Below are 15,005 nucleotides of genomic sequence, written 5' to 3' on the forward strand. Positions count from 1 at the left end.
ATCATTCATTAAAATCATTTTTTTTGATTCTTGCTTTTTTGGGCTGTGGCTGTCTGGATATATCATCTGGACGTAAATTTATAGGCCGTGACTTGAAAAGATTAAAAGGAAGCCGAAAAAAGCTGTCTTTCCAATCTTGCATGCGAAATGGGTATATCGGTTCAAGGTACGGGTGTCCCATTGACGTTAATTTGATAAGGTGGGTCATCAAAAATACGGCTGCTATGGTAATGCCAAGCAGCCCCCAAATTTGGGCCCCGATTAAAAAGGGGAACCGCAAAAGCCGAATGGCATTCCCCATTTTATAAATGGGAGTAACAAATGATGCCAATGCCGAGAGGGCAACGATGATCAATAAGATATTACTGGTCAAACCAGCTACAACGGCGGCTTGACCAATAACGATACCGCCGACGATACCTAATGTCTGACCTACCTTTGTTGGCAGCCTGGCAGCCGCTTCCCGTAATAGTTCAATGGAAATCTCCAAGAATAATGCTTCGATCAATGGCTGAAAAGGGATTAAGTTCCTTGAAGTGACGATCGTTTCCAAAAGATCTTTAGGAATCAGTTCATAGTGATAAGTCAGAACGGCTACATAAATGGGAGTGGCAAATATCGAAAAAGCGACCGCGAATATCCTTAATAAACGGAAAGCAGATGCCGGAATCCATGGCATATTATAATCTTCCATGGTGATAAAGTACTCCAACAAAATGGTTGGAGTAATGAGTACAGAAGACGACCTATCGATTAACAAGGCTACTTTACCTTCAGCCAGTGCACTTGCGATGCGATCAGGCCTTTCCGTATTTAAAAAAAGGGGAAATAAGGTATTTGAATTATCATATAGCATTTGCGCGAGATAGGACCCGTCCAATATTTCATCAAACTCTACGTCATTGATCCTTTGGATAACATTATTAACATTTTCCTGATCAACGACCCCTTCTATCGATAAAACTGCCACTTTCGTTTTAGACAAGGATCCCACAGTCATTTCATTTACTTGCAATTCAGGGATAGGCAGCCTTTTTCTGACTAAATTAAGATTGATATCAAGATCCTCGACAAATGCTTCTTGAGCACTTATGATTCCAAATTCAAGTTCAGGTTTCTCAACTTGTCTTCCTTGTTGGGCCGCAACATTGATTAATAGGCATTCATCAAGATTTCCATCTAAACGAAGTGCAATTTCGCCTCTCAATATCCTTTCTTCGATTACAGCCTTGGTACTGGTGATCAGTGTATTTTCAATAGGTACTTTTTCTTTAATTTGCTCCAAATTTATCGTTTCCAGAGTCGGTATGACAGAAAGAACACTTTCATGAAGTACTTTTGCATCGATCAAAGAGCGATAAAAAGAGACCCAATAGCCTACGCCATTATATGTTCCTTGATGGTTTATGAAATCATTGGATGAAGAAAGAGTATTGAATAGGTCCCTGACTTCTGAAACTTTATTTAATTCATCATTTTTTTCGTTTGGTTGATTGGGCTTTTTTTTGAACGTTCTGCGGTTAAACAATGTTGTCACCTCTGCACTAAAGCTTATTATCCTAGCATTTGCAATTTAATTACAAATTAACCATTTTGGATGTTAATGTTGCTCGTTTCATAGATGAATTTCATAAAAAATCCTTGGTTTAAAAGTCTGTCCCATATCCTGTTCGTATAAAAAAATTGAAACAAGAGGAAACTGAAAAAATAAAAACCCATTTAATCAAAAGGAGTTCACCATGAAAAGTAAACCCTTGCATATTAAATTGGATCAAAAGCAGGAAAAATTGAAATCTGAATTGGATATGCAGGATGATGTAGTATTTAAACAGATATTCATTCCCGGTTATGAAGTTTCGGGATTATTCGTATTTGTCAATGGAACGATGGATTATCCTGCATTCAATGAGATTGTTCTGGATTTATCGGCTGCCCAGGTCGAAACCAAGCATCCGGTTTCTATCGAACAGCTAGTCATTTCCAAAATCTGTTCAGTCAGGGAACAGGATGTTGAAACATATGAAACAGCCAAAGAGCATATTTTTGACGGTAAAACGCTTTTATTTATAGATGGAATGGTAAAAGGTTATGTCTTGAATCTGGAAAAGGAAAAAAACCGAACGTTTGGTGAACCTTCTACAGAGAGGGTTGTCCGGGGACCGAAAATGGGCTTTATCGAAAGTCTTCAGGAAAATATCGGCTTGATTAGGCAATATTCAAACCATCCGAAACTTATCGTTAAACAACAGAAGTTCGGGACGATGGAAAAACGGGAAGTTGCGTTGATTTATTATGAAGGAAAAGCAAGAGATTCATTGTTAAAAGAAGTGAATAAGCGGATAAATGAAGTGAAAGCTACTGATCTCCAAGACTCGGGGATGCTTGAGGAATTAATTGAAGATACAGCGTTAACCCCTTTTCCGCAAATCCAAAATACGGAGCGGCCGGATAAAGTATTGGCTGCATTGCAGGAGGGGAGGGTGGTCATCATGGTTGACGGTTCTCCATTTGCATTGATGGCACCTACGACGATTACGATGCTGCTGCAGTCACCGGATGATTATTATGAAAGATGGGTTGCAGGAACTTTTTTGCGTATACTTCGCTACTTTTCTTTATTTGTTACCGTTTTTCTTTCAGGGATTTATATATCCTTGGTCTCCTTCAATCCTGGATTGCTTCCGACAGAACTGGCTATGTCAATAGCAGGTACAAGGGAAAACGTCCCCTTTCCTCCTTTTGTAGAGGCAATCATCATGGAATTGACAATTGAACTGCTTCGCGAAGCAGGCATTCGGCTCCCGGCACCTATTGGGCAAACGGTTGGATTGGTTGGCGGAGTCATTATTGGACAAGCAGCCGTTCAAGCGAATTTAGTGAGTTCCCTGATGGTCATCATCGTTTCGATCACGACGATTACTTCGTTTACGGTACCACAATATAGCTTTGGACTGGCGTTCAGGGCATTAAGGTTCGGGGCGATGATTTTTGCAGCCGTTTTAGGTTTATACGGAACCACACTATTCTTTATCATCGTTATCAGCCATTTATCAAAATTGACCAGCTTTCAAGAACCTTATTTTCAACCTATGGATTTTTTCGGTAAAAAAACTTGGAAGGATGCGTTCCTGCGGTTACCGAAGCGGAAAAAAGGGGGGGATTCTCTTGGGCCAATCCGACGGCAAAATTCTTAGTGGGGAATTGGCAGCGATTATTTCATGCAGCATGTTAGGAATTGGGATGCTGACGCTTCCAAGGACGATAACGGAAAAAATCAATTCGTCCGATGGATGGATTGTCTTGATTTTTACTGGGATCGCAATTGCCCTTTTGATATGCCTATTGGTTGTACTGTTAAAAAAACATAAGGTCGCTGACTATTACACATACATGGAGGAGGCCTATGGAAAGTGGCTCTCCAAACTTATTGGGTTGGTCGTGGTGGTGTACTTTATAGGCGTGGCCAGCTTTGAAGTTCTTGCGATGAGTGAAATGGTCCGCTTTTATTTGTTGGAGGAAACCCCGGATGAGATCGTGATACTTTCCTTGATCTTAGCGAGCGTGCATCTTTTGACAGGTAAAATTAAAGCCATAGCAAAGGCATGTGTCTTTTTTCTTCCTTTGACAATCGTCATCGTCTTGCTCATTTATTTGTTCAGTCTTAGGGTGGTCGAGTTAAAAAATCTCCAGCCTGTTCTTGCTAAAGGATTTCTCCCTGTCATGAAAGGAATGGGCTCCGGAACTTTGTCTTTTTTTGGAATTGAACTTTTCATCTTTTTGTTTGGCGTCGTTAAAAATCAAAACAAAGTAAAAAGTGGCGCTTTAATCGGTTTTTTCATACCGCTGATATTATATATAATTACATATGTTCTGGTAGTGGCTACACTGACTGTTCCGGAAGTCATTGCAGTTACTTGGCCAACCATTTCATTTATTCAGTCCTATGAAGTAACAGGCATATTTTTAGAGCGTATGGAACTATTTCTCTTAATAACTTGGATTCTTCAGTTTTTTTTAACACATGCGATTTACTATTACTTCGCAGCAGAAGGGATGACGAAAATATTTAGTAATTCATATACAACGAATCTTATTGTTTTGGTTCCAATCGTTTTTTTTCTGGCCAAAATCCCTAAAGACATACTTGAAATTTTTAAAATGAGCGATTTGCTTGGATATCTATTTCCGGTTATATTGATTGGCTTGCCAATTATTACATTCCTAATCGTTCAAGTGAAAAGGAGCAGAAGAAGCGGATGAAAAGATTATGGTTGGTCTTGCTTATTGCTTTACTTACAGGTTGTTGGGACAGTGAAAATATTGAAGAGTTATCCCTTGTCGTGGGAGTGGGGATCGATAAAAGCAAAAAGAAAGACGAAATCATGTTAACACAGCAAATTTTGGTCCCTCCAGGAAATGGTGTTCAAGAGAATCAGGCCCAACTCAAATATAAAAATGTTACCGTCAGTGCTAAAACGCTGCATGAAGCAATTAGGGATTCTTTGCTCATAACCAATACGGTATTAACCAATCATCAGCGCATCATGCTCATTAATGAAGATTTATTAAGGAAAATCCCGATGGAAGCGATCATTAATCAGTCAATACGCGATAATAATACAAGGAGAAGCTGTCATGTTTATTTAACGAAAAGACCTACGAAAGAAATTTTGGGACTATCCGTCGATGGGGAGATTCCTTCGAATGTAATCTATGAATTGAAAGATAATGAGAACAGAACGAATAAAATACTTCCGCCTTTAACACTGGGCAAAGCATCATCAAATTTGCAGTCAGATGGAAGCTTTGCCATTCAGACCGTTGATATTAGGGGGGGGAATTTAATTTTGAAGGGGGCAGGGGTGATCAACAATTCAAAGTTGGTCGCGGTCATGAATGATGAGGATATTGCTGCATTAAATTGGTTGAACGGAGAGGTAAAGGGCGGAGTAATCGAAGCGGTCCAACACGGTGAGCCTTTAAGTGTTGAAATAATTAATAGGATAAGAAGGAAAATCACGACGGAATTGAACGGTGATCATTTGACGATCAATATTGAGGTCGGGTACACAGGAAGACTATCGGAAGATTGGTATGGTAAGGAGAATTCTTTTGAAAAAGCCTATTTAAAGGAGATTGAGCATATTGCCGAGGCTAAAGTGAAAAAGGATGTCAAGAAAATCGTATACAAATTACAGCATGAATATAAAACAGGGGTAGCGGGATTGTATCGTTATGTGGAAAATCAGCATCCAAAGTTTTGGGAGAAAAATAAGCAGAAATGGGACGAAATTTTAAGTAATGCTGATATTAATTATGATGTGAATATTAGGGTCATAGACATCGGTTCAAAAGGGGGGATAAAGTGATTGGTCATAAGAAAACCTTCCAAATCGGAAGGCTTTTTTGTCAATGCTGTTAAGTTAAATAGCCAAAGAAATGGTCCATTCATGGATCACCGTATGTTCTAGGCAGATTCGTCACTTCATGTGCAACCCTGATGCCGGATTGAATGGCTCCTTCAATCCATGCTGGGACGGTTGATGTATGCTCACCAGCGAAGTGGACCCTTCCTTCAGGTGTTGGGATGTATGGAAACAAGTCCGTTTCCTGACCAGGTTTAAACATGGAGAAAGCACCGTATGAATACTGATTCAGTGTCCAGCTATAAGAAGCCCCTGATAAAAAATGATCATACACTTGTTTTCCATGAATCACTGCCAAATTTTTCAATGCGTGTTGTATACGGTCTTTTTCCGGAAGTATATCCCATAATGTGGCATCATCTTCCCATGTATAACTTGCTAAGATGAGACCGGATTCACTCTGGTTGCTCGTTTGGCTGGGGTAATAAGAAAATCTAATGGGTAAATCGGTCGTCAATTTACCGCCGAAGATTCCTTCCTTTTCCCAAAACCTATGAGTGAATTGAAGCCCGATTTTAGTGGACGCAGCATAATGGAGTTCCCTTATTGCCCTCCACTTATTATAGGAAAAGGAGTTCCTGGGTTCTATATCTATGAATTGCAACAATTGAAGAGGGATCGTCACGATGGCAATGTCACCGGTAACCGTTAAGGGGTTTTGGCTTTGAGTATGTTTGGAGTGGATGGTGACCTGATTATCATGTTGAACGATCTTTGTCACTTCATATCTGAAGTATAAATTATCCTTCAATTCCGGTAGAAAAGCATAAGGAAGCCGGTCGTTTCCACCTTCGATTGCAAAAAAATTCACGTCTGGATTAAAGAGCGGCATAAGTTCCCGAAGTATGGCCGGAAAAGAAAGTTCCGGGAATCCTTCTAAACCCATCAGGACCTTTATGCTTTCAATCGCCCCTGTAGATAGACTGACCCCGACTGGATTGTACTGTAAAAAGAAGCTCATGGAGTATTTATCAAACTCTTTAATGACTATTTCCCAATTTCTACGTGGGTTTTGAATGATGAAGTCAGTCACAGGCTTAATTGCCATGTTGAGTAATTCTTCTGCTGTTTTACCTCTTTCATGGGGAGCTACAGGGTATCTCAATATATCCGGGTTCCGTTGATATATGGCAGCGGTCGTCTTGATTCCATTGGCATAAATGGGATCATTAGGAGTAGCATTTACAAAAGTGTTGACACGTAAACCATACTTCTTGATGTATTCAGCAACTAAGTAATGATAATTCGGAATGCGCATGGCACCGGCTTCAAGGTAGGAACCTTCAGAAAATGGCTCCCGTATAGTCAAAACACGCCCTCCGACCCGCCCGGTTGCTTCAAATATCGTTACATCGTGCCCCGCTTGTTTTAACAGGGATGCTGCAACCAACCCAGACATGCCGGCACCAATGATAATGATTTTTTTGGGGACCTGGGAAGGCCCCAGGCCATTTCTGATAACAGCAAGCATTTGATCGGGTGAAAGCGGATCTTTGAAAAAGGACAAAGGGTTTTTCTCCTCTCTTGTTACACTTTCTATATGGGATTTAAGCTATCTTATTCCGATTGGGTCACCATTTATGAAGGATCTTCAATAATTTGTCATGATTGATTATTGCTATCGTATTCCTCTAGGTTTATCCTTTATGTGGAATGCTCAAATATTAGATAATTTAATAGTGCAGAAGATGAATATGCTGATTTATTGTTAAAAGATGATGCCATTTTTTTCGGAAGCTAACTATCTAAGACTACGATTTATGATGGAGCCGAATTTAGAAAGTTAGAGAAGCAGTGTCCAGCTTTTTTTGAACAATGGGATGAGATAACGAAGAATGCTATTCGCAAACTTATTTCGGAAAAAACGCACCAATCTATATAAATCAAGAAAAGTTGATCAAGCAATAAAAAAGTGGCATTAAATAACTGAGGCAATTATCGTACTTTGTCCTTTGAAACCAAACGCTTTATTAGCATAACAATTGGAGTTAGTATAGTTTCAAATATTTTAGCGAGTGCGCATAAAACAGTGTTAATGAAGTTAAAAGAGGTTTTAGGCTCTTGATCTATGAATTAATGGGATATCCCAATTCTCATCATTGTAAAAGTGCTAATTCCTGAATAAATAATAAAAAAACGCTAATCCATGATACAGTTTTTTTATTATAGTATTCCTTATTTCTATTACATAAAATCAATCGTTAGAAACATAGAGTGGAGTTTATTAGTTTTTATTTAAACATATTTGTTTTATGATTGTTTTAGAAGATGATACTGTATAAATCCTTATACTTTCTCATAAAATATATAATAAAAGGAGTTTATTATGATTAAAATGGAAGAAATTACCTCAGACAACTCCTTCACTATAGTGAAACCCTATACATCTTTAATGGATATGAAGAATAACTTTTTAAAGTATGATTTTGTAATCATTTCAGCGAAGGAATACTACATTGTTTCGAAGAATGAATGCAATTTCTTGGCATTAATGGATGATTCACTGTCTGTAATCGAGTGGATTGAAAAGGTAAAGTGGACTCCCTCTACCATTTCTACAATAGATGAACTTTCTATGTTACAAACTGATTGGAGCAGACCGGTCCTAATTAAAGATCCAGAAAAAGAAGGAATTAGTGGAATCATAACTGCAAACCAATGGGTTCAACTGCTGGAATTGAAAAATGAGGAGCTATCCGCATACTTTTCTACATTGGCGGAAACCATTAATGACGCAGTCACAGCTGTGGATCAAGAGGGGAAAGTTATCTGCTGGAATACCGTTGCTGAGGGAACATACAGCATTAAACGTGAAAATATCCTTGGTCAAAAGATTGGCGAGCATTTTCAATCAGAGTCTATTATATTACATCGTATATTAAATGAGGGACGTCCCGTTCGTGGGGCTTACCATCGCCCTAATAATGATAATCACGTATTAGTAAATGCCTCCCCAGTTATAAAGGATAATACAGTTATTGGAGGCATTGCAACGGAACATGATATTACTCAAATTGTTCGTTTGAACGAGGAACTTGATTCTTCGTTACCGTTACTTATCCATCAGGACAACCCTTTTTCCTCTATTATTGGAGTAAATGTAGAAATTCAAAAGGCCGTGAAGGTAGCGCAAAAAGTTGCCTACGCGGACATTCCGGTTCTGTTAACCGGAGAACCAGGTTCAGGAAAAGAGATGTTAGCACAAGCTATTCATTACGGCGGTTCTAAGCGTACTGGCCCTTTTGTATCTATTAATTGTTCAGCCATTCCTTCCACTCTTTTAGAGATTGAATTATTTGGATATCAAAAAGGAGTTTTTACAGCAGATAAGAAGACTGGGAAAAATGGAAAGATTGAACAATCACATAATGGAACTTTATTTATTGAAGAAATTGATAAAATGCCATTGGACATTCAAGAAAAATTTCTACACTACTTAGAACATGGATCATTTTACCGTGTAGGTACAACGGAATTATTGACGACGCATACACGTGTAATTGCCTCTACATCTCAGGCATTAGAAGCAATGGTAAAGGAAGGGAAATTCAACGAAAATCTTTATTATCGCTTAACTGTAATTAACATTGATATTCCTCCTTTGCGTGAAAGACCAGAAGATATTGTGAAATTAGTTGAACAGTTTGTGCAAGAGTTCAGTTCTAAGTATAAGAAACCAGTTCCGAAAATTGGATCGGAAGTTATAACTATTTTAGTTAACTATGAATGGCCAGGAAATGTCCGCGAGCTTCGGAATGTTGTGGAACGTGTTATCCTTCTGAATGATGAAAATATTATTAAAAGCAATCATCTTCAAAAAAACATAACCAGTAGCTATTATGTTCATAATGGCCATATCTCAGGCTCACAAGAAACATCATTTCAGGAAGAGGAAAAAGAAGAGTTATCCATGATTCAAGAAGCCTTAAGCAAGACATATGGAAACAAAAGTGCGGCTGCCAAATTACTCGGTATGTCCAGAGGAACACTCTATAATAAGATTAAAGAATACGGATTAAACTGATTTATTTTGCATTTTATTATGTCCCAGTTACGCTCTCTATCGAAACTCATGTTATCACCGATAATAAATTAAGACGAGGGCTAGTTTCTGAAAAGACTGCTTTGATAATATCCCCTTAAGGTAGACCGTGTAAAAAGACCACAAAAAATCGTGGATATTACACTACTACCTGGAGGGGATTTCATTGTGGATAAAAAAGGAAAAAGTTCGAGGAATATTCAAAGGAAAAGAAAATGAAAGCTGTACAGATGTATTTGTATGGGGAAGGCAGCAATGAAACGAAGGGTTCCCAAATCAATTGAAAGGTATCGGAGTGTGATAATTATAAAGTACAGGCTGAAAAAAGCGTATAAGAGACGTTAGATGGTTTTATCCCAAAAAAGGGATGTATACAGAACCATTTTCCATTCGGATCAAGGCTTCTAATAAACATCCCATGAATACAATCTACGACTTCAATATCTTGGCATTAAGTGAAACCAACATGATAATGTTTTAGTGGAATCGTTATTTCCCCATTATAAATCAGAGATGTTGGATCAAAATTTTTAAAAAACTGATCAAGGCGTGGAAGAATATCTATTAATACAGCTACAAACGATTCCAAAAACGACTCAGCCACCAAGCTCCGATTGAATATCGAATCTTGATGACTGTAGTCTTCTTATGACTGTCTACTTGACAGGTAAATCAAATGACTAATCTGAGTTGGGATCTTTTAATGCGCCAGCCCTTGCCTAAGTTCTAATAGAGTCCATTATTTATATCGTATTTCCTATTTTTGTAATTAAGAGGCATTTTTTTCTTTGCTCGTTGATATTAAATCCGATGCTTTCTTTTTCTTTAAGACAAAGAAAGAACCGACAATCAGTATAGTGAGAAGTAGTGTTAAAAAGAATTGTAAACGTAAGGAATCAATAAATGTCATCGAGATAAATATACTAGTGATCGTAATAATCGTGGCATATGTTAAATAAGGAAATAACCACATTCTGATCTTAAGTGCTCCAGGATTTTCTTTTTCGTATTTTCTTCGCATACGTAACTGAGAGAAGGCAATCACTAGATAAACAAGAAGTGCTACACCTCCGGAAGCATTAACTAAAAACAGAAATACTTTATCTGGAGAGAAGTAATTGAAGCCAATACTAATATAAGCAATAACGGTACATCCTAAAATCGCATTCATTGGTATCCCCTTCTTATTTACCTTTAAAAACATCTCGGGGGCATCTCCATTTTTTGCCATCGAAAATAACATGCGTGAGCTCGTATAAATACCAGAATTCAAACAAGAAAGTACTGCCGTCAAAAGCAGGAAGTTCATGATTTGAGCTGCAGCTGGTATATTTAAAAGTTCAAGGACAGAAACAAAAGGACTTTTCATCAAACTGGAAGAGTCCCATGGAAGAATTGTTACGATTATTAAAATTGAACCTAGGTAAAAAGTTAAGATACGATAGATAACGGTATTTGTCGCAACCCTCATGGCTTTTTCAGGATGTGAGGTTTCCCCTGCTGCAGTCGCCACAATTTCACTCCCCATAAAAGAGAACATAACAAGGGCAACTCCTATAAAGACAGAACTTATTCCAGATGGCAGGAATCCACCTCTATGTAGAAGGTTAGAAGTACCAGGTGATTCTATACCTGGTATGAAACCGAATATAATGGCCCCTCCAAGAATTAAAAAGAGTACAATACTGACAACTTTGATCATAGACAGCCAATACTCAAACTCACCAAATGATTTAACAGAATAGATGTTAGTTAGGGTTAATAAAAAAGTAAGCATAAGGCTGACTGACCAAGAAGGCAAAGAAGGAAACCAATATTGAATAATTGTCGCACCTGCTATTGCTTCAACTGCAATGGCAATTACCCAGAAAAACCAGTATAACCAGCCAATCGTGTACCCGGCCCATGGGCCGATCGCCTCTCGGGCGTAAGTGGAAAAAGAGCCACTTGATGGATTTGCTGTTGACATTTCCCCAAGCATCCGCATCACTAAAATTACCAGTAATCCCGCTAGCGCATATGAGAAAATAGAACCTGGCCCAGCCGTATTAATTAACGGGCCACTTCCAACAAATAACCCAGCACCGATGATTCCTCCGAGAGAAATCATGGTAATATGCCGAATTTTCAACTCTTTTTTTAATTCAGGTTGTTGATGATTCATATCCTACATCCTCTCTATAACGTAAAAACCAAAAAAATAAGGGGATTCAAATCTTTCAAAAAAATAACAGAAAGTGATAACCCCTAAAAAAAGAAACAAATCTTTAACAAATCTTCCTCTTTTATTTCTTCTACTTATTAGAATTAAAAATTCAATTTGCATAAAGACTCCAAATAAAAGATGAAAAAATATTAAGAATTATATAATAATACATTTTGTGCATATTTGTCTATTTATTTCCCAACATGGAACATGAACTAAACAGTTGTGTATACTTTAAAGTTATTTATAAAACATAATCATTGGTTAATCAAAAAGCGAGCTCGTTCTGTTGTCATGATTGAAGGCATTCCTTCTACCATTTACATACTATGTGGTTTAGAAGCTATGCAATTGATTAAAAAAAACGGGTTAATAGGGGGTGAGCCCTTCCCAAGATAATATGAATTCATCCATATACTGTTTAGAAGCTAGTTAATAATCTATAAAAAAATGAATATTCAATTGAACAAAAGTGTTCAATTTAAAGTTATTTAGACAATTTTGTTAAAAGTTGTATACAAAAGTGTGTAAATGGAATTATAATATGTTCATACCAAGTTTTTGAATATTGTTTGTATTATAAATTTTCCGTTAATAAAGGAGGCAATATTGGATTAGCAAACTTTTTTTCACAAACATCCATTAAAAGTAAAAGAAAAAATTAGAGGCAGCTACTATCATTTGAAAATTATTCATTACTTTTAATAAGATGATGCGCTATTACACCGATTATACAAATCTATTTTTTAAGGGAGAGAATAACATGATTACAACAAACAATACGGACATTAAAACATATAAACACGAACCATTTACAGATTTTACACTTGAAGAAAATAAAAGTGAATTTAAAAAAGCTTTAGAGGTTGTACAATCAGAGCTAGGAAAAAATTATCCACTTGTCATCGGAGAAAAATTCATTACAACAAATGAACAAATTGAATCGATAAATCCTGCAAATAAGGAAGAAGTAATCGGTCGAGTTTCTAAAGCGAATAAAGAATTAGCTGAGAAAGCAATGCAAGCAGCATTGTCTACATTCAACACATGGAAAAAAGAAAAACCAGAAGAACGTGCTAACATTTTATTTCGTGCCGCGGATATCATTCGTCGTCGCAAACATGAATTTTCAAGCTATCTTGTGAAAGAAGCTGGGAAGCCATGGAAAGAGGCTGATGCAGATACGGCTGAAGCCATTGATTTCCTTGAATTCTATGCCCGTCAAATGATGCAATTAAAAGACGGGGCACCTGTAAAAAGTCGAGAGGGAGAAGCAAACAAGTTCAACTATATTCCACTTGGTGTAGGTGTCATCATTTCTCCATTCAACTTTCCATTAGCTATTATGGCCGGAACGGCAGCTGCAGCGATCGTTGCTGGAAACACGATTCTCCTGAAACCATCAAATAACACACCAGTGATTGCAGCGAAATTCGTTGAAGTTATGAAAGAAGCAGGTCTTCCTCATGGTGTACTTAACTATGTTCCAGGAGGCGGCGCGGAAATAGGCGATTATCTTGTTGATCATCCGAAAACTCGCTTTGTTTCCTTCACGGGTTCCCGTGAAGTAGGCTGCCGCATTTATGAACGCGCGGCAAAAGTGCATCCGGGTCAAATTTGGTTAAAGCGTGTGATTGCCGAAATGGGCGGAAAAGATACTGTAGTCGTAGATAAAGACACGGATTTGGATGTAGCGGCCTCTTCGATTGTTTACTCTGCTTTTGGATTCTCCGGACAAAAGTGTTCGGCTGGCTCACGTGCAGTGGTACATCAGGATGTTTATGACGAAGTCCTTGAAAAAGCAGTGGCATTAACTCAGACTTTAACGATTGGCTGCCCTGAAGATGTAAATACCTATATGGGACCCGTTATCAGCCAGGCTTCCTACGATAAAATCATGAAATATATTGAAATAGGAAAGGAAGAAGGCAAGTTGATGACTGGTGGAGAAGGGGACGACTCCAAAGGGTACTTTATTGAACCGACCATCTTTGCGGATATCGATGAAAAAGCACGTTTGATGCAGGAAGAAATTTTTGGACCTGTTGTAGCTTTTTGTAAAGCGCGTGATTTCGATCATATGATGGAAATAGCGAACAACACAGACTACGGCTTAACGGGTGCGTTACTTTCTAACACTCCTGATCATATTGAACGGGCAAAAGAAGAATTCCACGTTGGTAATCTATACTTTAATCGCGGTTGTACAGGAGCAATCGTTGGGTATCATCCGTTTGGTGGGTTCAACATGTCTGGAACGGATTCGAAGGCGGGTGGCCCTGATTATTTGATTCTACACATGCAAGCGAAAACAACTAGCGAAACACTTTAATAAGAGCTGGGGCAATTTAAAAAGGTTGCCCCATTTAATATTACGAGGACATGTATTTAGGGGGATATATTCATGCTGGCAGATGTTTCAAAAAATATTTTTCTTCACGCTTCCAACAACAAAGCGTTAAATAAAGCGGCGAAAAAATGGGGCCTTCGATTTGGGGCATCCCAAGTTGTTGCAGGAGATACTATCAAAAGTGCGATTAAGAAAGTTCAAGAATTAAATGAAAAAGGCTTGGTTTGTACACTGGATCATTTAGGGGAGTTTGTTTCAAGTAGAATAGAGGCAATAGAGGCAACGGAATATAACGTAAGAACGTTGGAAGCTATGGGTAGTGCAGGAGTAAATAGTAATTTATCTGTAAAAATGACCCAACTTGGTTTGGACATTGATCGGAATTTTTGTGTTCAAAATATGTGTCTAATTCTTGAGACAGCCAAGAAATACAACAATTTTGTCAGAATCGATATGGAAGATCATGCACATTGCCAAATCACGTTAGATATCCTGCGAGAATTACGCGAAACATATGATAATGTAGGAACAGTGATTCAATCCTATTTATATCGAGCGGAACAGGATGTAAAAGAATTAAAAGGAATTCCCCTTCGTTTAGTTAAAGGAGCTTATCAAGAATCTCCTTCTGTTGCTTATCAAGAGAAAGAAGAAGTAGATAAAAATTATATGAGAATCATTGAAGAGCATTTGCTGAGTGGCAGCTATACGGCGATTGCTTCCCATGATCATCGTATCATTGCCAGTGTTAAAGAGTTTGTTCAAAAACACAATATTCCACGTAACCAATTTGAGTTTCAGATGTTATATGGATTTAGAACAGACATGCAGCTAAGTTTAGCTAAAGAAGGATATACAATGCGTGTGTATATTCCTTTTGGTAACGACTGGTTTGGTTATTTTATGCGTCGCTTGGCAGAAAGACCACAAAATATTGCTTTTGCCCTTAAAGGATTCTTTTCTAAATAATTGATGAGTTTA

General features: G+C 37.9%; 9 protein-coding genes. 6 read left to right on the forward strand and 3 right to left on the reverse strand.

Going from position 1 to position 15,005, the window contains the following annotated elements; all coding sequences use genetic code 11:
- Position 1: 1 nt before the first annotated feature.
- A complete protein-coding gene (locus tag ACIQYG_RS20105) occupies positions 2-1,528 on the reverse strand; it encodes a spore germination protein (protein WP_402841528.1) in 1,527 nt (508 codons plus the stop codon).
- Positions 1,529-1,739: 211 nt separating this feature from the next.
- Here ACIQYG_RS20105 and ACIQYG_RS20110 point away from each other — a divergent pair, with 211 nt between their 5' ends.
- The 3 genes from ACIQYG_RS20110 to ACIQYG_RS20120 are packed head-to-tail and all read left to right on the forward strand — an operon-like array spanning position 1,740 to position 5,369.
- On the forward strand, positions 1,740-3,194 hold the full coding sequence (locus ACIQYG_RS20110) for a spore germination protein (protein WP_402841530.1): 1,455 nt from the start codon (positions 1,740-1,742) through the stop codon (positions 3,192-3,194).
- Positions 3,166-4,260, forward strand: a complete 1,095-nt coding sequence (locus tag ACIQYG_RS20115; RefSeq protein WP_402841533.1) for a GerAB/ArcD/ProY family transporter — start codon at positions 3,166-3,168, stop codon at positions 4,258-4,260. The genes ACIQYG_RS20110 and ACIQYG_RS20115 overlap by 29 nt, the downstream gene beginning before the upstream one ends.
- Positions 4,257-5,369: a Ger(x)C family spore germination protein gene (locus ACIQYG_RS20120; RefSeq protein WP_402841536.1), complete on the forward strand. Its 1,113-nt coding sequence runs from the start codon at positions 4,257-4,259 to the stop codon at positions 5,367-5,369. The genes ACIQYG_RS20115 and ACIQYG_RS20120 overlap by 4 nt, the downstream gene beginning before the upstream one ends.
- 79 nt (positions 5,370-5,448) lie before the next feature.
- Here ACIQYG_RS20120 and ACIQYG_RS20125 read toward each other — a convergent pair whose 3' ends face one another.
- Entirely contained in the window at positions 5,449-6,897 is a 1,449-nt protein-coding gene (locus ACIQYG_RS20125; protein ID WP_402841637.1) for a flavin monoamine oxidase family protein, read from the reverse strand.
- An 855-nt stretch (positions 6,898-7,752) separates the two neighbouring features.
- On the opposite strand from ACIQYG_RS20125, the gene ACIQYG_RS20130 reads away from it, so the two are divergent.
- Positions 7,753-9,450, forward strand: a complete 1,698-nt coding sequence (locus ACIQYG_RS20130) for a sigma-54 interaction domain-containing protein (RefSeq protein ID WP_402841539.1) — start codon at positions 7,753-7,755, stop codon at positions 9,448-9,450.
- 787 nt (positions 9,451-10,237) lie between these two features.
- Here ACIQYG_RS20130 and ACIQYG_RS20135 read toward each other — a convergent pair.
- Entirely contained in the window at positions 10,238-11,632 is a 1,395-nt protein-coding gene (locus ACIQYG_RS20135; RefSeq protein ID WP_402841542.1) for an amino acid permease, read from the reverse strand.
- Positions 11,633-12,437: 805 nt separating this feature from the next.
- On the opposite strand from ACIQYG_RS20135, the gene pruA reads away from it, so the two are divergent.
- Positions 12,438-14,006, forward strand: a complete 1,569-nt coding sequence (gene pruA / locus ACIQYG_RS20140; protein ID WP_402841544.1) for an L-glutamate gamma-semialdehyde dehydrogenase — start codon at positions 12,438-12,440, stop codon at positions 14,004-14,006.
- A 72-nt stretch (positions 14,007-14,078) separates the two neighbouring features.
- Positions 14,079-14,993, forward strand: a complete 915-nt coding sequence (locus ACIQYG_RS20145) for a proline dehydrogenase family protein (protein ID WP_076371258.1) — start codon at positions 14,079-14,081, stop codon at positions 14,991-14,993.
- The last annotated feature ends 12 nt before the right edge of the window (positions 14,994-15,005 follow it).

Origin of the sequence: Peribacillus sp. NPDC096622, assembly GCF_044762665.1 — a bacterium.
Lineage (GTDB): Bacteria > Bacillota > Bacilli > Bacillales > DSM-1321 > Peribacillus > Peribacillus frigoritolerans_B.

Bases quoted from the DNA above. Each gene is read 5' to 3' on its own strand.
- pruA (WP_402841544.1), top strand. From the start codon at position 12,438: ATGATTACAACAAACAATACGGACATTAAAACATATAAACACGAACCA.
- ACIQYG_RS20130 (WP_402841539.1), top strand. From the start codon at position 7,753: ATGATTAAAATGGAAGAAATTACCTCAGACAACTCCTTCACTATAGTG.
- ACIQYG_RS20125 (WP_402841637.1), bottom strand. From the start codon at position 6,897: ATGCTTGCTGTTATCAGAAATGGCCTGGGGCCTTCCCAGGTCCCCAAA.
- ACIQYG_RS20120 (WP_402841536.1), top strand. From the start codon at position 4,257: ATGAAAAGATTATGGTTGGTCTTGCTTATTGCTTTACTTACAGGTTGT.
- ACIQYG_RS20110 (WP_402841530.1), top strand. From the start codon at position 1,740: ATGAAAAGTAAACCCTTGCATATTAAATTGGATCAAAAGCAGGAAAAA.
- ACIQYG_RS20145 (WP_076371258.1), top strand. From the start codon at position 14,079: ATGCTGGCAGATGTTTCAAAAAATATTTTTCTTCACGCTTCCAACAAC.
- ACIQYG_RS20135 (WP_402841542.1), bottom strand. From the start codon at position 11,632: ATGAATCATCAACAACCTGAATTAAAAAAAGAGTTGAAAATTCGGCAT.